The sequence below is a fragment of the Bacteroides sp. MSB163 genome (assembly GCF_036416795.1).
In the GTDB taxonomy this organism is placed as follows: Bacteria; Bacteroidota; Bacteroidia; order Bacteroidales; family Bacteroidaceae; genus Bacteroides; species Bacteroides maternus.
Window position 1 is genome coordinate 5,975,550 of record NZ_CP143867.1, and the last position, 21,327, is coordinate 5,996,876.

Sequence of the window (21,327 nt, forward strand, 5' to 3'; positions counted from 1 at the left end):
ATGAAGAAATACTGTATTCTGGCTATACTCTGTTGTTTCAGCTATCTGACAGCAGCACAGAGTCCCGTGGAAAAAGGACTGGAAAGCATAAACCGGGCATCCGCCGAAGCGTATATCAGTTTTCTGGCGCATGATGAATTGCAAGGCCGGGAAGCCGGATACCACGGTTCCAAGGTAGCGGCGCAATATATTGCTTCATTACTTCAGGCAATGGGAGTACAGCCGTTAGGAGACAGTTATTTTCAGCCTTTTGAAGCCTACCGGAGAGAACGGCAGAAAAGAGGACGGTTGGAAGTACATCCCGATTCGATTGCTTTATTCAGCAAAGAAGTTCATCAGAAACTCTCAATGGCTAATGTCCTGGGAATAATTCCCGGTAAAAATGTCAATGAGTATGCAATTGTCGGCGCACACTTCGATCATTTAGGAATAGATCCGGCTTTGGATGGTGATCAGATTTATAACGGTGCCGACGATAATGCTTCCGGAGTATCAGCTGTTCTACAAATAGCCCAAGCATTCATTGCCAGCGGAAAACAACCGGAAAGAAATATTATTTTTGCTTTCTGGGATGGCGAAGAGAAAGGGTTGCTGGGTTCAAGATTCTTTGTACAAACCTGCCCGTTCATTTCACAAGTCAGGGGTTATCTGAATTTCGATATGATAGGCCGTAACAATAAACCGCAGCAACCGATGCACGTGGTTTATTTCTATACAGAGGCCAACGCGGCTTTTGGAAAGTGGCTCAAAGAAGATATGAAGAAATACAATCTCCGGTTGGAGCCCGACTATCGTCCATGGGATAATCCCATAGGCGGTAGTGACAACGGTTCCTTTGCCAAAGCGGGAGTTCCTATTATCTGGTATCATACGGATGGACATCCGGACTACCACCAGCCCTCCGATCATGCCGACAAACTGAATTGGGAAAAGATTGTGGAGATAACCAAAGCATCTTTTCTGAATGTCTGGAATCTGGCAAACGAGAAAGAGTACTAAACTATACCTTCAGTAATTCCCTATATAGTTTTTGCACAGGAAGTCCCATGATATTATAGTAACTTCCCGAGATATTCTCCACCCCAATAAAACCGATCCACTCCTGCACTCCATAGGCTCCGGCTTTATCCATTGGTTTGAAGTTATCTACGTAATATATAATTTCATCTTCGCTCAATGTGGCGAAACGTACTTCAGTCTGTGCTGTAAAACTTCGTTGCCAATCAGTAGTGGTTATGCATACGCCGGTGAAAACTTCATGGGTACGCCCCGACATAGTCCGCAACATCTGCAAAGCATCTTCCCTATCCCGGGGTTTGCCAAGAACCTTACCATCCAGCCATACAATCGTATCAGCCGTAATTATCAGTTCATCAGGTTGCATCATAGGTATGTAGGCGTCCGCTTTTTCCTTAGCAATGTAGAGCGGTATTTCCTCCCTCTGCAAAGTATCCGGATAAGATTCATCCACATCCGGAAGAATCCGCACTTCATAATTCACGCCCAAACCTGCCATCAATTCTCTCCTGCGGGGAGATCCCGAGGCAAGAATCACCTTATATTTCTCTAAATTGTCTAACATAACGATTTAAAGTATTAATTTTTAAGCATTAAGTATAAGAGGAGATTACCAACCAAAGGCTTTATCATCCATCCAAAGTCCCTGAACTTTCAATACTTGTTCTACAACGTCCCGACCACAGCCATAGCCACCATTGGCATAGGAAATGTAGCGGGAGACAGTCTTCACTTCTGCTGACGCGTCTTTAGGACAACAAGGTAATCCGCACTCACACATTACTTCAATATCCGGAATGTCATCACCTACATAAAGAATCTCTTCGTTCTTCAAGCCATGACGGTCACGAAAATCATGATAATCATGGATTTTTACGGAAGAAGCCATGTAAATATCCTCAGAAGGAATTCCCAAGGCCATAAAGCGTTTGCGAACAGCTTCGGAGCGTCCACCGGTAATGATTCCCTGTAACAAACCCTGTTTACAGGCAAGGTGCAAAGCGTAACCATCTTTAATGTTCACGGTGCGCATCGGTTCTCCATCCGGACTCATCGGTATGACGTTAGCACTCAAAACGCCATCGACATCAAATACAAGTGCTTTTATCTTTTTCAGATCGTAATTGATAGTACTCACTATATTCGGTTTTAAATTAGGTTACCTTTCAAAAAAACAATGCTTGTTTTAGGATAAAACTATGCTTGTTATGTACCAAAACATTACTTGTTATGCATCGAAACATTACTTGTTATGCAAACGATGTATATTCTCGCTCACAAGCTGATACAATTCCCGCATCTCCGGTTCATCAGCAAGCATCTCCAAATGCTTATTGATTACATTTTCATCATAACGTACAGCCGGGCCTGTCTGAGCTTGCTTCGGCTCCAGTTCATGCACTTTACGGGCTGTTTCATCAATCAGGGGTAACATCGCATCGAATGGAAGATTATATTTCTTCAATAATTCAGCCGCCAGAGCATACATGTGATTCGTAAAATTACAAGTGAACACAGCTGCCAGATGCAGACTTCTACGCTGCTCAGAGGTAGCTTCATACACCTTTTCCGAAAGGACAGAAGCAATTGCCTTCAACAATTCCGTATCTTCGGATGAATTACTCTCTATGAAGAAAGGAATCGTACGGAAATCCACCTCGCGCTGTTTGCTGAAAGTCTGCATAGGATAAAACACACCGTAACGCGAAGTTTTTCCTTCCCAAATGCTCATCGGAATACTCCCGGCTGTATGTACCAACAAAGCATCTTCCTTCCCGGAAACAATGTCGGGTAACAGTTCCACGAAAGCAGCATCCTTCAAAGAGACAATATAGAGCCGCGCATCCCTGGATACTTCCGAAAGTTCAGTCGTATATTCCGCCTCTACCGCTTGAGCCAAAGCACATGCAGTCTCTTTTGTACGGCTGTAGACCTGTACTATACGAAAACCATTTTGATATAAAACCTTGGCCAGATTCGTTGCAAGGTTTCCAGCACCGATAAAGACTACCGACGTATCTTGTACACTCCTTTTCATCTTGTAGCCAACCAATATAGAATAATTCCAAGAACCAGCAAAGTCACAGGCAGCAGATAGGCAGACATCGTGCCGAGCAATGCCGTTATCAATCCGAAATTCAGTATCAGCCACAGACCAATCAACACCAGTCCCACCGATTTATCACGCTTGAAGATGAGAAATATCACCGCCGTATAAAGCAGAAAATTATCCTTATTCATCACCCACGGCAGACCGATACTTGAGAAATGTATCAATTTGTCCACCAGATAAAGTATACCGAAAACAATCAACGTAACCGCTGTGGCCCTGTAAGTATCGCGGTTATTGTTTGCTTTTGCCGCACCCACCGTTACTTTCCTCCGTATTTATTGATATGAACTTTTTCCCATTGCAGATGTTCTTCACTAAAAGGCTTACGTTCCATGCCTTTGTGTCCGATAGCAACGACACTGAGCACTTGCAGTTGTAAGGGAATATCGAGTACTTCGCGCACATATTCATCGGACGGCATACCAGAAGCGGTGAAACGTTCGCGTACCTGCACCCAGCAACTGCCTAAGCCCATATCTTCTGCCTGTAATTGTATAATAATCGAAGCAATGGAAGCATCTTCAATCCACACATCACTCACTAACGGATCAGCCGTTACTACAATTGCCAACGGTGCATCAGCAATAAATTGCGACGCTTGCGCCTTGCAATGTGATAGTTTTTCAAGCAACTCCTTATCGTCCACCATAATAAACTGCCATGCATTTGTCCGCTTGGAAGTGGGTGACATCAGCGCAGCTTTCATCAGGGTAACCACCTCTTCCTGCGCCAACTCTTCATCCGTAAATTTCCGCATACTGCGGCGAACTTTTAGCAATTCACTGAAATTTTCCATATATCATAATATTATTAAGTTACGAGTTACCAGCTACGAGCTACAAGTAGCTGCGCTATTATACCGAATGGCACTCGTAGCTCGTAGCTGGTAGCTTGTAACTTAATTTAGCGCATTGCGCTAAATTACCATTTAGGAACGCAAAGATACAAGATTATTTTCTAAATTTGCAGTCAATGCCTTTGAAACTGACGACATATTACCACGGGAGTGACATCCCGGAACTGCCGGGCAATAATACATTTCACTCCATCGAGTTGTTTCATATCTACGAAGCAACCCCGGGTTATACGCCCCTTCTCATTGTTGCATCAGAAACCGAAAAGCCTGTCGCCAAGCTATTGGCAGCAGTACGAAAGAGTGCCCGTTTGTTCCCGCCCGCCATTATCAAACGATGTGAGGTTTATGGCACAGGAGAGTATTTTGATGAAACTGTTGACAAGGAGTTTGTCTTTGGTGAGATGTTGCAACGGTTAACGGCTGAAGCATTACGGGAGGCATTCCTTATTGAATTCCGTAACTTGGAAAACTCCCTGTTCGGTTATAAATCTTTCCGCAAAAATCATTACTTCGCCATAAACTGGCTACGGGTACGTAATTCATTACATAGCATTGAGCATGTAGAAAGCCGCTTCAGTCCCTCGCGCATCAGGCAAATCAAAAAAGGATTAAAAAATGGCGCAGAAGTAAAGGAAGCTCATACTCCAGAGGAAGTGCATGCATTCTCCCAGATGCTGCACCATGTCTATTCTTCTAAAATACGCCGTCATTTCCCCAGCAGAGTGTTCTTCCTACGCATGGAAGAAGAAATGATGAAAGGGGAACAAAGCAAAATATTCATTGTCACTTACAAAGATAAAATAATAGGCGGCAGTGCCTGTATCTATTCCGAAGACAGTGCTTACCTTTGGTTCTCCGGTGGTATGCGCAAGATGTATGCCCTTCAATACCCAGGTATACTTGCCGTATGGTATGCTTTGTTCGATGCCAAGCAGCGGGGATACCGCCACCTTGAATTTATGGATGTCGGTCTCCCCTTCCGCAAGCACGGTTACCGCGAATTCGTCTTACGCTTCGGTGGTAAACAAAGCAGTACCCGTCGCTGGTTTCTTTTCCGGTGGGAGTGGCTGAACAAATTGCTGAATAAGATTTACGAATAGAATTATTCCACACTCTGATACGTCAATGGCGGATCAAAGTAACGGGACATACTCTTCATATTTTCTCTGTAAGAAGGCTTTGCAAAATGAGTATTCATGAAATAATCATCTTGTTGTTTCTTCTGTTCCTGTTTGAGCGTATCCAGTTCTGCTACGTAATTGGCTGTCTTCTTACCGGAGGCATCAGAGACATTCACTGTCATACGTGCTCCCTCTGTCCTGATACTTACCGAGTGGTCTGTCGGAACCGGAACATTCAATGTCTGATAAGAATCGATATCCAGTTTGAGAGTTACGGGTGTACCGGTCCATTCATAGCGGTAAGTTCCGCTAGCATCGTTTTTAGCAATAATCATACGTAATGTACCATCTCCTATATTTACCCGACTATCCACTACCTTCAATTCAGAAGGAAGCTGCGGAGCAATGGTTATGGAATGATTGAGCATATCAGGACGAATTCCCAGGAAGTATTGGTTCCACACGCGGATATGCTCGCTATTACTCCACGCCTGCAGGAAAGTTCCACTTCGACGTACCCATGTCTGTCCGGCACGTGGCCATGCATCCGCATTCTCTGATAAACTGCCGACAGCACCTTCCACAAGTGCCTGGCGGTTCATATTCCTGAACAAAGTATACGCGATGTCAGCTTGTCCGTTTTCTATCATCCGCTGCATGGCCATACCATTATTCCAAAGCCATATCGTGCCATTATGATAAGCATCATCTTTATGATAACGATACCATTGCTCATGATAAGGATGGAACTGTTCATCGGACTGATCGAGTGAAGACACTCCCCACGGATATACCAGACGTTCCCAAACTTCTTTTGTCTCATGCATCTTCAAGTCAGGATCAGAAACCAGATCCAACGCATAGATAGCATTGGGGCGGAATTGCACATCCCCACTTCCATCTGTATTCAGATGATCATAGATTGACTGGGCGGCTGTGTCTACAAAGTCCTGTTCAAAATTTGAGCGGAGACGCTCCGCGGCAAGATTCCAACGCTGGGCATCTTCCTCACGGTTCATGTAGCGGGCAAGATCCGAAGCATTCGTCAATTGGGTATACCACAATGCCTGCACATCCACAGCACGATTGCCACGTGGTGAACAGGGATACTTGCTCTGCCGCTTGGCATCCATCCAGGTATCTGCATCCGCATGGGTGAGATATCCTTTTTCGTCCGTATACAGGCGAAGAGAAGCATCCGTAGCAATCTTCACTGAAGGATAAATTTCTTTCACGAAAGCGGTGTCACCCGTATATTTCAGATAATCGTGCACCTGCATAACGAAACGAGGGGTTCCGTCAGTGGTATTATAAAGAATACCTTCCAGATTCAGACGATTAGGTACACGTCCGTAAGTAGGAGATGTGGAAATGGTATCCTGATAACGTGCAAATGACGCAAGAATATTTCGTGCCGTATCAAACTGCCCTGTACAAAGCACCGCGCCCGGCATAGAGATAAACATATCCCGCCCCCAGAAGTCCGTGAACCAGGGCAGACCGGCATACATGCCGTAACCGCCATGCTGATTGGTTATCAACTGGTCATTGGTAAGCATAATCCAGGCAAGGGCATGATCCAAAGAATCCAGATTGGTCTTTAAAGGATTATGGTCCAATAAGGATTGAATACGTTGACTACGTGCAGCCAACCACTTCTCTCCTTCTTTACGGAAACCGTCTATTGCTTGCCGACTATCTTCTTCCGTGCCAAAAGCAATCAGGAAACCACCGGCAGCAACCGGAACAGTTATCAGATTATCTGCAAATTCAATACCCGCCTCCGCTACAGGTGCTATACGCACTACATTTTCCGGTGACTCTTTCGTTGTATAGAGTACAGACTTTCCATCCTTCCGTGCATCCACCACATTTTCCCCCATCAGCATGAATGAGATCCGCTTCCCTTGTACGCTATCCATACGAACATACAGCAGCTTCGGTTCATCCACCAGACAGAATGTTTCCACAGCCTTTTCATATCGGCGAACTAATTTGTCAGGATACACCGACGTACAGGCATTTTCCCGAAGCAATCTTTCTCCATCCACATACAAGCGGTAATCGGCAAAGATGCGTTTGGCATAAATATTCCAGCCTGCATACCAATCTCCCCAATCATCTGTAGAGGTCATTCCATAATAGAAACCTCCATTTTTGTCTGTATAAGAATATTCACGCGACTGGCCATCAGGTATGGCAATGCCTAATTCGTGCGTACTTAGCGGAGATAACTCCTTTACATTTCCACTACAAGCCATCACTAAAAAAGAAGTAGCTGCGAGTAATATACCCGCAGCTTTCTTCGAAAAGCATAAATTCACTTTGTTGTTGATCATATTTACAGCAACTAACCTATTTTATCGTACCTAATCTATTTCATTATTTTGCAAACCTGTACTCTGCCATCTTCCATATAAGCCCGTGCCATATAATAACCAACAGGCAAAACAGACAAACCGACAGAAGTACATTTTTCCTGTGTCATCACCAGCATTCCATTCACAGAATATACTTCTACGCGTTTAGCTTCTCCGGCAGGCAGCACCAAAGTATCCATACCTCTATTGTAATATATCAAAGGCTTTTCTGTATCAGGAGCAGTAGTCTCGATACCTGTCAGAGTCGGTTTAAAGTTAGTAAAGAGACGGAATTCATGGGCAGGAACAGCAATAATCTGTGTAGCACCTGTTACATTCAACGGCTCATTGTCTTTCAGCAATTCATACCATGTACCTGTTTCCGGGAAAGTTACAGAAAGGTTCTTATCTGCCAATGTAAAGTTGCCAACAACTACAAGAGACTTGCCGTCAATGGAAGTAGCCGACAAAGTACGTCCATTGTCCCAGTTAGCGGTACCTACTTTCCAGCTAAATGTAGTGCTTGAAGCAAACAGTTCAGGATAGGAATGACGTAAATCTAAAAGAGCAGCATACGTTTCATACAATTTCTTTCGATCAGCATCTTCAAAGTAGTCCCAACGTATTGGCTTGGGGTCAGTACGATAACCACCTTGATCATCATATTTAGAACCGTCACTGTTGTTATTTATTGAGAAATCATATCCTAACTCACCAAATTGCCAGATCATCTTCGGTCCAGGTACGGTAAGGAAGAAGGCCGCATTGGTGGCTAAACGTTTGGTACGGGTAGAGAGATTAATATTACTTCCTGTTGCAGGGCTTATTCCGTCATTCTTACTCGTTGTTGATGCTATTACTCCGGTATTTCCCCATTTCCAGGCTTTAAATCCGGTGCGCTCTTCATCATGACTCTCCATATACCCCACTAAACTACCGGCAGGCATACTCGTTCCCGCATATAAACCACTGAAATCATTTTCTGTAGTCCATCCCATTGCAGTTTGACAATATGAATGATTCATATTACGCCACAACAAGATACCCGCATCTCCTAACTGCTTTTCTTCATTGGTAATTGCCAGATGTTCAAAAATAACATAAGCACCTGGCTGACGGTCTTGTACGGCAGCCGACATACGCTTCAAGTTAGCAATACGTGCATTATCCGGTCCATTTGCCCAGTCATTCGATCCATAAGGGGTATTAGAAAAACCCTTTGTAAAGTCATAACGGAAACCATCAATTTTATATTCTGACATCCAGAAACCGGCTACACTATCTACCAGAGCACGGGTATACTCACTCTCATGATTGAAATCATATCCCCATGAAAGGCTCGGATTCTTGATATTTGATTCTTGATTATACCACGGATTATCAGCAGAAGGTTTTCCATCCGCATCCCTATATAGGAGATAAAAAGGAGACTGACCAAAGCTATGATTCAGCACAAGGTCGATAATAACAGCCATCCCTTGACCATGACATTCATCTACAAAAGCTCTTAAATCATTTTTTGTACCGTAATACTTATCTACGGCAAAATAGAATGAAGGATTATACCCCCAACTCGTGTTTCCTTCAAACTCATTAACGGGCATCAGTTCTATTGCGTTTACCCCCAGATTCTTCAAGTACTCCAGTTTTTCTTTTGCAGCATTAAAAGTATGTTCCTCAGTAAAGTCACGAATCAGCATTTCATAAATAACCAACTTTTCAGAAGCAGGGCGCTCAAAGTTCTTCACTTTCCAGTTATAAGCAGTCTGTCCTGTTTGCAGGACGGAAACAATACCTTCTGCTTTTCCGGTCGGATAGGCTTTCAAATTCGGATATGTTGTACTCTCGATATACTTGTCATTCCAAGGATCCAAAACTTTATCTGTATATGGGTCTGCCACATAAATAGAACCATCTACCAAATATTGGAAAGCATATTCTTCACCTTTAACCAAGCCTGAAAGAGTTATCCAGAAATATTCACCGTCTTGTTTCAGTTGATAGTCTGCTTTAGGCGTCCAATCATTAAAGTCACCTACCACATACACATACTTTTTACCCGGAGCCTGCAATACCAAAGTTACTTCCGTATCACTGATATAGTTAATACCGGGACGTACTCCCTTAGGCATCGTTTCCGAAGTACTTGTTCCATTCAGTACTGTTACTTCTTGTGTAGCTGATTCTGTTTTACCATTAGCAGTAGCCTCTACTTTCAAAGTATAGCTTCCGGCAGTTGAGAATGTATGAGGTTGGGAAATAGTAGTAGTATTAGTTGCTGTAGCTATTTCGTCCGCATTTACATAAAGCTTCAAATCGGAAGCCGTAGAGGCAGAAGCTTTAATCGTAAAAGGTGTACCAATAAGTATATTTTCTTTTTCAGCAGGTTGGTCGAATCGAACGGTTAAACCAACAGCATGTACATCTACGAATATATCTTTACCACCTGTTTCCTTTCCTTCTTTTGATTTATCAGCACTACGAAACACGAAAGCTAACTGTGTTACAGTTTCGCCACTCTTAACGCCATAATATTCACGAATACTAGGAGTTAGCTTTAATTGCCATTTATCATTTCCCAGTGAAGTCATTTTATACTTTGCTGAGTTATCTCCCCATGTCGGAGCATATTGCCAAGCTGTGCCCCCAATTGTCACCCCTGTATGTGCATACACATCACCGGTAAAGCCCTTCAATCCGGCCGTACCTTTCGTTGCATCAAAAATAATGGTGACTTCATCATTCTCCGTCGGGAAAGCCGGAGTAGTGGTTACTATTTGCGCTTGCATGGCTAAAACAGCTAACAAACAAATAGAAAAAGCGTAGAGTCTTTTCATTCGGTATCAATTTATTAGTTAATGGTTCAAAAGTACAGTAGTTATCCCAAATTATCAAGTGCTTGAAACAGAAGCAAGAGAAGAAGTAGTGCAAACGGTTGCATGAGCCAAAGCATATATTCCTTTTATGAATATAAAGCAAAATATATCAGATTTTGTTTTAAGTAACTTGAGCAGCCTAAAAAACAAGCTAAACCCTCTTCCTCATATTAAAAATGAGAAAGAGGGCTTAATTTAAATTCTAAACTAGAATCACTTAAAAACTCCTGTACCGTCAGTGAAATTCAAATAAGCTTTCTGACCTTCTGAAACGCTTACCCGTTCCTGGTCGCCACCGTTGCCTCGATAAACAATCTTTCCATCGAGAACGATGAATTCCGCTTTCCACCAATCATAGCCACCAAAACTGACACACATACGCACTTCTTTATTTGTCATGAATGCAGGAGATACAAATTCCCCATCCTTTGTTTCCGGAATAACAAACTTTCCCGTTTCATCAACACTCCATCCTGCAGGAGCCGTATCCCCTATCAAATAAACATTCGGAACCAACACATTAACTATACGTTCCACACCATTAACAACATGAAGCAGATACCAACCGGCGTTCTTAACTTCTAAATTATTATCAGCATCAGCAACCAAACCTGCACCGGCCTCATCATTCACCGTTGCCTGACCACCGAAATCATTTCCCCAGCCAGCCTGCGGAGCAAACTTAATCTTTTCGCCAACACTCAAATATACAATCGTCCAATAATCAGTACCTGTACCATTTACCGGAGTAAGTTGTTTCCATACACCACCCCAAGAGTATTCACTGCCCGTCATATAAAGTTCCGTAGGAGCTTCCGTAATTTCATAAGTATAATCCATCATATTAATGGTCATATTATACTTACCGGCTTTCGCAATCTTTCCTGCACCGGCACCCTCATTCACGAGTTGACCGCTCATAGCATCATCTCCATCCACTTTAGGACCTACAACTCCAGGATTTGCAAAAAAATCACCTGCATCAATATTCTTTTGAGGAATGATTTTCCAATACTGATCATCAACTGTTGTAGTAAAGGAGATGGTAAACACAGGATCATCATAAACATTCACATCACTATGAGTGAATTTTACCATACTCGCTTCATTCCATCCAACCATATCACCAACAAGATAATACGATTCTGAGATATCAGGTTTAATAAGCGTTACTTGTACTTCTACCTGATTGGAACTTACACAAAAAGCCTGTTCAGCTTGTTTAATGTATGCCATTACAGTTACAGCCAATTTACGTGCAATCGGATTCTTACCATAATAGCTTTCTACTGCACTCACAACTTCTTTAGTAGATACATTTCCTGAAGCATCAGTTGCCAAGATAGTTTTTCCCTGTGCGACTCCATTCTCATCTATTTTGCTCAGTACAGCTTCATAAGCAGTAACTTCCATACCTTCCGGAGCATCTACCGACGCAGTAAAAAGCTGAATAGTTTCAGTGGTAACATTCTCCATTTCAATGCCCGCAGCAGGTGTAATATTCACGTTTATATTTTTAGCTTCCTCCGCATCAAAACCTTGAGGAGCTGCCCAGTCATCATAATCACCCTTACAACCGCTAAGAAACGCGGTTGTAAGAACTATACCATATATGAATGATTTTCTCATACTAATCAAATTATTTATTTATGCATTATTATTTATTGTAAAAATGATAGTAACCGGTAATATCATTAAAGATGACTCGATAATCGCCAGCCTCTACAGGAATATTAGCACCGCCGCCAACACCCCAACCAAACGGGAACTTATCACCGCCCCAATTAGGATTCCAACTGCTATCAACGAGGAACTTCATTCCTGTATTTTCAGTTATACTCATATCATACATCCATACATGTGGACGAGCACCCGCATAAGTATCTACCGGAGACATGTGCACAGCTCCATCACCCCAATTCGTAAAGTCACCTGCAATCATCATCTGCTGGTACTCTGCCGGGTCCTTATCAAGAGCAGTAAATGTCAAAGTGTTTGTATAACAATCAAGATCAATTCGATAGTAGCCTGCCGAAGGAACTTTAAAATCCGCACCTTCACCAGTATCATCTTTCAGACGAGGTTGGTTAATATCTCCATCAACACCACCCCATTGATCAGCCCACTCACCGGGAACACGAATAATCTTGAAGCCAAGCTCGGGTGTGAAATAACCTGTATAAGTAAGAGGACCTTTACCCGTTGCCTCATCAAACTTACCACCTTCTACTGGAGACATCGGATAAACAGAAACACCGATTTCCGATCCCCATGCACCATCTCCTACACAAGCACCGATAAGATACCACAATTCTGTATCCGCAGCAACCAATGCCTGGAAGAAAGGTTTAACTTTCATTGTTATACTATTTGAATAAGTATTTTGGCCTGAATTCAGAACACCATTAAGACGTACATATACATCCAAATTATCCGGTATTTGTTCTTCTGCTGTATATCCACCTATCTTCATAATGGCTCTATTGAAATCTTTAGCCACAACATCAAATTTAGCCTTCGTACTATAACTTTCCAATTGTACAAATTTTGGATTGCCTACAATTTCACCATTCTCATCAAGCACATTTTCCCATTCATCAGTTAATGAAAGTTGCGGATAATAGCTTACAGCAGCCGTATAACCAAAATTCGGTTGTTTACATGACAGTTCAATCCCCTCACAATTAGCTAAATCATACACATTACCAGCTAATGCAGGTGTATTCAGCACAAAACTATCAGGTACCGTCAAGGTAGGATTGGAGTCTCTGTCATCTTCACACGATGTAAAACCCATAAGAGCAACACCTGCCAACAAAGATGCAATAATATATTTTTTCATATTCCTTGTTTTCATTTAGAGATTAATAACCTGTATTCTGTTTCAGATTTTTATTATTCGAGATTTCATTTACCGGTAAAGGGAAAATACTCATATAAGAGGGGAATTGATTACCCTCATAAACTCCTCCCATCCATTCCCACTTATAGCTGGACTGTCCGGCAAATTTACCAAAGCGAATAAGATCGGTACGCCGACGTCCTTCAAGCCAGAACTCACGGCTCCATTCATCACAGATATCATCCAATGTATAAGTACTTTTTACAGGAGCATGTGCACGGGTGCGCAATTCATCTATTTTTGCTTTGGCATTACTATTACCAGTAGCACCATTCTTACGAACTGAAGCTTCCGCATAAGTCAAATACGCCTCAGCTATACGCATAACAGGTAAATCCGTATTGACAAACTCAATAACAGCATTGTTACTTCCATCAGAATTAACATTGCGGAACTTCACACAGCTATACCCCAAATTTTCATCAGTGCCTTCATCGGAAACAGAAATATCCATTCCTTTATTGAAGAACAATGCACGATCATCATTAGCAGCAGTAATCATATCCTGCAATGTTGCAGCTTCAGCAGGCTTAGTAGCAAAAAACTTATCAATAAGTTGCTTACGCAGACGAATACATTTACCCCAATTGTTATCAGCACCTGAAGGAGCATAATTGTCTGTCGGCACTTTATTAGAGTAAGAAGCTTGAATAAGGAAATTGGTTCCTTCATAACTTTTGGTAGTTTCACCATCAGTAAGGCCTACCAATAAGTTCTCATATTGTGCCCCATTACGATTATTATCGGCCAAGAACAACATTTGATAACCTGTATATTTCTCACCAGTTACCGGATTAGTAGCTCCCGTTGTATTAAGATGATAATATCCATTATTAATAACCTTTTCAGCATAAGTCATGGCATCATCCCAGCGAGGTGTACTTGTATAGACTTCTGCATTTAAATAAATACGTGCCAATAGGTTCCAAGCAGCTACACGGTCAGCGCGACCGTAAGTGTTTTTACCAGGTTCCGCCATCAAATCAGCACATTCTTTTAATTCTTTCTCAACATATTCAAAGAACTGGCTTCTTGTATAACCTACAGCCATTTCAGCAGACACGGCTTCAGTAAAGGCCGCATTTCCATACAAGTCCATAACAAGTGCATAGTTATAAGCACGTATAAAACGTACTTCTGCATTACGCATCTCTTGGTCTGCCGCATTACCCTCTTGACTCAAATAGAAGTTACAAAGCGTAATTGTAAAATACAGACGATAATAAAGAGCTGCAGAAAATACGCAACTTTCCCCCCATGAGTTGTGAAGCAATTCCGGTATACCAGCATCTGTTGCCCATACCCAATGTGCTTCGTCAGCGGTAAATTCGTTGAGATACCACTGAGAGCGGAACATACCTGAACGTCCTTCATCAACATCATCAATGTCACCATTGCCATTAGGTCCTGATTGCCCTGTCAGACTAAAACTAGCATAAATTTTGTTGAAGACGGCATCATTATCGAACTCCATCGTTTGCTGCGGATTAATTGGACTGACATCCAAGTCGCCTATACAAGAACTAAAGTTCAATGTTAGCGCAAGTGCCGCAGCAGGTATTATTGATTTCAGTATTTTTGTTTTCATGTTATTTTTCTATAATATGGTTTAGAAATTAAGACTTACACCAAATACACCAGTGAATGGACGGGGGTAAATATTTCCATCATAGCCACCATTGATTTCCGGATCAATACCCTTGTATTTAGAGATTGTAAAGACATTCTGAGCTGTAAGATAAGCACGACCACTAATTTTCATTCCAAACAAATTCTCAAAGCTATATCCCAAAGTAATATTATCGCACTTCAAGAATGAAGCGTTCTGAATGAAGTAGTCAGACAAAGCATCTTCCGTAGAAATATAACTCCAATCTTTAGCCATGGTCATATTAGTTACATTGTGCCATGTATTGCCATTAAATAAACGTTCTACAGAAATATTCGAGCGCCCGGCTTCCACACCGTTATAAGCATAATTGCCAAGACTTGCACGAAGAGAAAATCCGAAGTCCCAATTCTTGTAAATCAATTTAGACGTCATACCCATTATCACATCAGCATCAGCTTTTTTATAGAAATAACGGTCTGCCGAGTTGATAGTACCATCTCCATTACGATCTACAAACTGCCCCTCAATAGGTTGGCCATTCTGGTCATAAACCTGTTGATAAGTATAGAAGGCTGATACCGGATGTCCCACAGCCCAAGCTTTAATACCATCTGAACCAGAATCACCTACTGCAAGACCTCCATGCAGGATTTTATAATCAGCATCATCACTTGCTAACAGTTTATCAATCTTATTGTCATTATAAGTTATATTATAACCCAATTCCCAACGCCAATCTTTCGTTTGGATAGGCCGATAAGTGAACGACAATTCGACACCTTGATTATGTAACTCACCAATATTACTTGTAACCTTATTCTTAAAGTTAGAACCTGCAGCAACAGCCACTGTATTGATAAGGTCAGTAGTCTTTCTGTAATAATAATCTAAATTCACAGTAAAACGATCATTTAAAAGACTCAAATCAATACCAGCATTGTAGGTAGTAGTCTTTTCCCAAGTCAGGGCGGCATTATAAGCATCAGGACGGTAAGTCATACCATTGCCTACAATTGGATAATATGCCCCCAAACCATTAGTCGTATAAGAAGCAAAATAAGTGTAATCGCCAATACCTTCCTGCTGACCAGTTTTACCCCAACCTAAACGAAGTTTCAAATCAGAAACGACTTTAGAATCTTTGAGGAAAGCTTCTTCATTGATTTTCCATGCAGCCGCAACAGAAGGGAACAATCCCCAACGATTGTCTTTATGGAAACGTGAAGAACCATCATTACGCAGCGTAACAGTCAGCAAGTAACGATCCAGTAGCGAATAGTTCAAACGACCAAAGAAAGATACCAAATAATTCTCAGTTTTATAGAGAGTATTTTCTGATGGGTCTTTTATTTCACCTGGATGTTCCTTATTGGTATCAGGATAAGTACCGTAATAGTAATAATCAGTTTCCTTATGGAAATGCTGCCATTCATACCCCCCCATTACATCGAAATGATGATTCTTACCGAAATCCTTAGTGTATTGGGCATACATATTCAGTGAGAGATTATAAGTATCCTGAGTATTCCAGCCCTGACTGCCATAATAATAATTGTCGTAATTATAACGGCTATAATATTTGTCACTCTTACCACTCTTCAAGTCCATACCGGCATTCACATGCAAATGGAGATCTTCAAGACCATGAATTTTATAATCCAACTCAATATTTCCAGTCAGCTCCTTACCTTTACCCTTATCTGAAGTTGTATTCAAATAAGCCATAGGATTACGCGTAGACAGAGAGTTAATAGAATATTTCCATTCATCATCACCACGATCTACAGGTGAACTGTATTGGAAATACCCACCAAAGTTTTTGTTGTAGAATTCACTGTCAATCATAACAGGTTTTGTTGGGTCCATTTCACTGGCCGCACCAATAGCACTGGTGTTAGCATACGTTGTATTAGAATACATTCCTTTGGCATTAAAATTCACAGTCAAATGATCGTTCAAGAAAGTAGGATTCAAACTCACACTAGCAGTATAACGCTCAAAGTCTGAGGTTTTAAGAATACCTTGCTGTTTTGTATAACCCAAAGAAACACGATAAGGAAGATTCTTATAAGCACCGGTCAACGTGATGTTATGGTCGGTAGCAATGGCTGTGCGGTAAATTTCATCTTGCCAATCTGTATCAGCAAAAAGGTGTTGAGCTCCATCAGCTGGTGTTCCGTCAGCATTATATGCACTCCAGTAACCCATATTCTTATAATACTCACTGGCTTCCCAGTCAGCACCTTCCAATCCACTCTTGTTCTTTATAAAGTTCATGAATTCATTAGCACTCAGCACATCCAACTTATTAGTAACAGTACTCACCGACACATTTCCATTATAAGAAATAGTCGGCTTCATATTTTTGCGTCCTTTCTTAGTGGTAATAATAATCACACCATTAGAAGCACGGCTACCATAGATTGCTGTAGCAGATGCGTCTTTCAACACTGTAAAGCTTTCAATATCATTAGGATTTACAAGGTTTAAAGGGTTGGACATACCTTGCATACCGTAATTATCCATAGCCAGACCATCTATTACAATTAACGGATCATTGCTGGCATTCAATGATGAACCACCACGAATACGAATTGAAGCTCCGCCACCCGGTTCACCACCACTGTTCTGAACATTAACACCAGCAATCTTACCAGTAATCATGTCTTGCGCACTAACCTGCAAACCTTTGTTCATTTCATCAGGTTTGATAGCTGTCACCGATCCAGTCAAATCGTTTTTCTTAGCGCGACCATAACCAATTACGACAACTTCACTCAACAACTCGGCATCGTCCTTCAAGGTAATAATTACCGAAGGAGCTGCAGCCACTTCCTGCGTCTGATATCCAATGAAAGAAACCACCAGTGTTGCCCCTTTGGGAACACTCAGTGTAAAATTACCGTCAAGGTCGGTGATTGTACCATTCGAGGTATTACCTTTTTCCACGACATTAGCGCCAATCACCTCACCCATGGCATCCTTTACATGCCCTTTCACGGTGATGTTCTGTGCATAAACGCTAACAGACAAGAATAACCCCATCAATAGGGGAAGAATCATTCGATAGATTCTAAGATTAACTTGCTTCATGCATTTAAAAAATTAAAGTTAACAATATTAATTACCTATATTATATATTCGAAATTATCTTTCGATTGCTTTTTTGCTTTTAAGGTATCTATAACACGACGCAACAAAAATATGCTTTATTAAAATATTAAAATATAAGAAAGATGAGAAATATGCAATAGCAACAGTGCAAACGATTGCAGGAAATTGCGCGTTACACAAGAAAAGAATTAGTCTTTGAGATAGACAAATACATAATCATTTTCAAGGAACAAAGAATTACCAAATATCAAAACAACAATAGAAACGCTTATTTTACATCCATAATGGTAGCCCATTCCCTATTTTCATAACATACCTCATTTTGTAAATCCGCAAACCAGCACATTCTTCGAATAAATTAAGAATAAGAATGCACTAATACTGCATATTATTGCAGTTTTGATCGCTATTTATACAGAAAAGGGTTACTACTTACAGGTGATAAGGTTACTACTTACAGGTAAAAGAGTTACTACTTACAAACAAAAGGGTTACTACTTACAGCCAATACACTTATTTGCATCACGTCTCTCACCTATAAGAGCTATTTTCCATAAATATTTCATTCTAAAACGAATGTAATCATTTCGCTATTCAACTATTAATCTGACATTTGTTTCTTTTCATTGTCATATTTCCAACTCTATAGGTCTACGACCAAAAATAGCGCAGTCTCAGCTAACCTAAAATACAATTTGTCACAATGACAATTAGCTATATCCTTGTCCTCACTAATTCAGCCTCCTATATAAAGCAGCCATTATGGGTCGTACATATCCCATCCCTGTCGCACATTTGTTATAATCACAAATGAGAGGACAGGAATGGAAAATCTTCTTAAATCAATACCTTATCACTTTGAAGAATAAAGTGTAAGTTTACCGGACTTTACCCCTTTGGCTTTAGCTTCAAATACTATCTCACCGGCTTGCTCGGCAGTCTGAACAATTGCCGTCAACTGACCGCTGAAAGCAGGCATCTTCGGCAAGTGGAACAAATCGAGTGAAGTAGCATCTCCATTAGCTGCAGCACGATAATGACCCGCACCTTTCACCGTAAAGTTAACAAGACGACTATCCGAAGGACAGAGGTTTCCATCCTTATCAACTACGCGAACTGTAATATAGGCTAAGTCTTTGCCATCGGCAGTAAGTTGTAAACGATCAGCTACCACTTCCAGGTGATGAGGTCTACCGGCAGTACGGACCACTTTCTCCTCTGCTATTTTACCTGAAGCATCATAAGCTACGACTTTCACTTCACCCGGCTCATAAGGAACATCCATCCACATCAAACGGTAACGACGTTGGAGAGCAAGCGCATCTTTGCCTTGAATAGCTTTACTTTCTTCGGCTGTCAGTTTATACTGTTTACCATAACTTTTCCCATTAACGAAAAGTTCAGCAGTCGGATAGTTTGTGTAGACGAAGACAGGAATATTCTCTCCTTCCCTACCCGGCCATGTCCAGTGAGGAAGTACATGGAGTGTATTCACATTCTTATTCCAAAGACTACGGTACAGATAGTAACGGTCTTTAGGGAGGCTGGCAAGGTCGATGATACCAAACAGCGAACTATGACTCGGCCATGCATCCGTATCATAAGGAGAAGGCTCACCCAGATAGTCGAATCCTGTCCAAACGAATTGGCCGATAGTCCAGTCATAATCATCTGCTAAAGCAAAATCCTCATCGGGAACATTAGACCAGGCACAATGCTCCAAGTCATATCCGGAAGACTGGTGATCATCGTATTTCGCATCCCCGCGTTTCTCTACAGGGAATTTATATACGCCACGGGAACTAACGGTAGAAGAAGTTTCGGAACCAAGCACTATATTCTGCGGTAGCAGTTCATAAGCTTCCAGATAACGGTGTGCACGATAATTAAAACCAGGTACATCAATCATTGCTGCAAAACCATTCTTCAAAACACAGGAAACCTGATCCATCCCACAAGTAACAGGACGTGTCGGGTCTTCACGATGACAGATATCCTGCAAGAAAGAAGCAACTTTATAGCCAACAGGACTACATTGAGTAGGAACTTCATTACCGATGCTCCACATCACTACACAAGGATTGTTGCGGAACTGATGCAGCATATTTATCATATCACATTCTGCCCACTCGTTGAAATAGCGGTGATAGCCATTCTCACATTTGGCAATGTCCCATTCGTCGAAAGGTTCCACCATCATCATAAAGCCCATTTCATCACAGAGTTGCACTAACTCCGGCGCAGGCATATTGTGAGCGGTACGAATGGCATCGCAACCCATATCTTTCAACAGTGTGAGTTGGCGACGTAATGCAGCAACATTGATGGCAGCACCCAACGGACCGAGATCGTGATGATTACATACCCCCTGGAACTTACGGTGCTTACCATTCAGGAAGAATCCTTTGTCGGCAATGATTTCTATGCTACGGATACCGAAACGAGTAGTATATTCATCCGTTTGTTTGCCATCGGCATAGACTTTGGAAACAGCCTTATATAAATAAGGTGTCTCCGGCGACCACAAGCAAGGAGCATTCACCAGGAAGTTTTGTTCAAAAGGTTGACCATGATTAATCTTACGGGTATTATCCTTCATTGCAACAACTTTCCCGTCGGGAGAGATAATTTCTGTTACGATACGGAGATCTTTTCCTTCATCATTAGCAATAGTCGTCAACAGACGTACTGAGGCATACTCATCAGAAACATGAGGAGTAGTCAGCTGAGTACCCCATACAGGAACATGTACTTTATCGGTACTCACTACACGTACATTGCGATAAAGCCCAGCACCGGGATACCAACGGGAAGATTGAGGCTTATTCTCCAGACGCACAGCAAGGGTATTGTTTTTACCATCTTTATTCAGAAGTCCGGTGACATCGCAATGGAAAGAATTATAACCGAATGGCCAGAAACATGCTTCTTGCCCATTAACGTATATACGGGCTTCACTCATTGCACCATCAAAGACAAGTGTCGTCTGCTGATTAGCGGGAGCATCGAACGTAGTACGATACCAACCTATTCCTACGTAAGGGAGTCCACCTGTACGTCCAGTCTTGACAGAAGCCTTCTTTTCGAAGTTCTGCGTTACTGCTACTTCCTGCAAGTCGTTGCTGCGATCGAAAGGACCGAAGATGGCCCAGTCATGAGGTACGGTTACGGTTTCCCATTTACGGTCATCAAATTCAGGCTTCATGGCTTCCGCTACTTCACCTTTCGTAAACTTCCAGTTCTTCTCCAACAGTGTTTCTATACGCTGAGCTTTTGCTATCAAAGAGAAAAGAATACAGCAGGAGAAAGAGATGAATAGTATCTTCTTCATTTTCAATCAAAGTATTTAATTAATG

General features: G+C 41.7%; 14 protein-coding genes. 2 read left to right on the top strand and 12 right to left on the bottom strand.

The genetic code is table 11. The features are described 5' to 3' along the window. Nucleotides 1–999: a M20/M25/M40 family metallo-hydrolase gene (locus VYM24_RS23505; RefSeq protein ID WP_299088622.1), complete on the top strand. Its 999-nt coding sequence runs from the start codon at nt 1–3 to the stop codon at nt 997–999. 1 nt (nt 1,000) lies between these two features. Here the strand turns inward: VYM24_RS23505 and VYM24_RS23510 are convergent, their stop codons facing one another. The 5 genes from VYM24_RS23510 to VYM24_RS23530 form a co-directional block, all read right to left on the bottom strand. Further along, nucleotides 1,001–1,582 carry a Maf-like protein gene (locus tag VYM24_RS23510; protein ID WP_299088623.1) on the bottom strand — a complete coding sequence of 194 codons (582 nt, stop codon included), beginning with the start codon at nt 1,580–1,582 and terminating at the stop codon, nt 1,001–1,003. Nucleotides 1,583–1,627: 45 nt separating this feature from the next. Next, nucleotides 1,628–2,155 carry a KdsC family phosphatase gene (locus tag VYM24_RS23515; RefSeq protein WP_299088624.1) on the bottom strand — a complete coding sequence of 176 codons (528 nt, stop codon included), beginning with the start codon at nt 2,153–2,155 and terminating at the stop codon, nt 1,628–1,630. Between the two features lie 105 nt (nt 2,156–2,260). Continuing rightward, nucleotides 2,261–3,055 carry a Rossmann-like and DUF2520 domain-containing protein gene (locus VYM24_RS23520; protein WP_291549348.1) on the bottom strand — a complete coding sequence of 265 codons (795 nt, stop codon included), beginning with the start codon at nt 3,053–3,055 and terminating at the stop codon, nt 2,261–2,263. After that, nucleotides 3,052–3,387, bottom strand: coding sequence for a hypothetical protein (locus tag VYM24_RS23525; RefSeq protein WP_007214761.1), 336 nt, complete (start codon nt 3,385–3,387; stop codon nt 3,052–3,054). Before VYM24_RS23525 ends, VYM24_RS23520 begins: the two co-directional genes overlap by 4 nt. A gap of 2 nt (nt 3,388–3,389) precedes the next feature. Further along, nucleotides 3,390–3,926, bottom strand: coding sequence for a nitroreductase family protein (locus VYM24_RS23530; protein WP_291549346.1), 537 nt, complete (start codon nt 3,924–3,926; stop codon nt 3,390–3,392). A 176-nt stretch (nt 3,927–4,102) separates the two neighbouring features. Here VYM24_RS23530 and VYM24_RS23535 point away from each other — a divergent pair, with 176 nt between their 5' ends. Next, entirely contained in the window at nt 4,103–5,086 is a 984-nt protein-coding gene (locus VYM24_RS23535) for a GNAT family N-acetyltransferase (RefSeq protein WP_330941036.1), read from the top strand. Between the two features lie 2 nt (nt 5,087–5,088). Here the strand turns inward: VYM24_RS23535 and VYM24_RS23540 are convergent, their stop codons facing one another. The 7 genes from VYM24_RS23540 to VYM24_RS23570 all read right to left on the bottom strand — a co-directional run bounded on the left by VYM24_RS23540 (nt 5,089) and on the right by VYM24_RS23570 (nt 21,302). Next, nucleotides 5,089–7,446: an amylo-alpha-1,6-glucosidase gene (locus VYM24_RS23540; RefSeq protein WP_330941037.1), complete on the bottom strand. Its 2,358-nt coding sequence runs from the start codon at nt 7,444–7,446 to the stop codon at nt 5,089–5,091. A gap of 35 nt (nt 7,447–7,481) precedes the next feature. Further along, nucleotides 7,482–10,304: a DUF4961 domain-containing protein gene (locus VYM24_RS23545; protein ID WP_330941038.1), complete on the bottom strand. Its 2,823-nt coding sequence runs from the start codon at nt 10,302–10,304 to the stop codon at nt 7,482–7,484. A 252-nt stretch (nt 10,305–10,556) separates the two neighbouring features. Then, entirely contained in the window at nt 10,557–11,972 is a 1,416-nt protein-coding gene (locus tag VYM24_RS23550) for an Outer membrane protein SusF domain-containing protein (RefSeq protein ID WP_291549337.1), read from the bottom strand. 28 nt (nt 11,973–12,000) lie between these two features. Continuing rightward, on the bottom strand, nt 12,001–13,185 hold the full coding sequence (locus VYM24_RS23555; RefSeq protein WP_330941039.1) for a SusE domain-containing protein: 1,185 nt from the start codon (nt 13,183–13,185) through the stop codon (nt 12,001–12,003). Nucleotides 13,186–13,207: 22 nt separating this feature from the next. Then, entirely contained in the window at nt 13,208–14,833 is a 1,626-nt protein-coding gene (locus tag VYM24_RS23560) for a RagB/SusD family nutrient uptake outer membrane protein (RefSeq protein WP_330941040.1), read from the bottom strand. Between the two features lie 21 nt (nt 14,834–14,854). Then, nucleotides 14,855–17,950: a SusC/RagA family TonB-linked outer membrane protein gene (locus tag VYM24_RS23565; protein WP_291549333.1), complete on the bottom strand. Its 3,096-nt coding sequence runs from the start codon at nt 17,948–17,950 to the stop codon at nt 14,855–14,857. A gap of 874 nt (nt 17,951–18,824) precedes the next feature. Beyond that, nucleotides 18,825–21,302, bottom strand: a complete 2,478-nt coding sequence (locus tag VYM24_RS23570; RefSeq protein WP_330941041.1) for a glycoside hydrolase family 2 TIM barrel-domain containing protein — start codon at nt 21,300–21,302, stop codon at nt 18,825–18,827. Nucleotides 21,303–21,327: the final 25 nt, after the last annotated feature.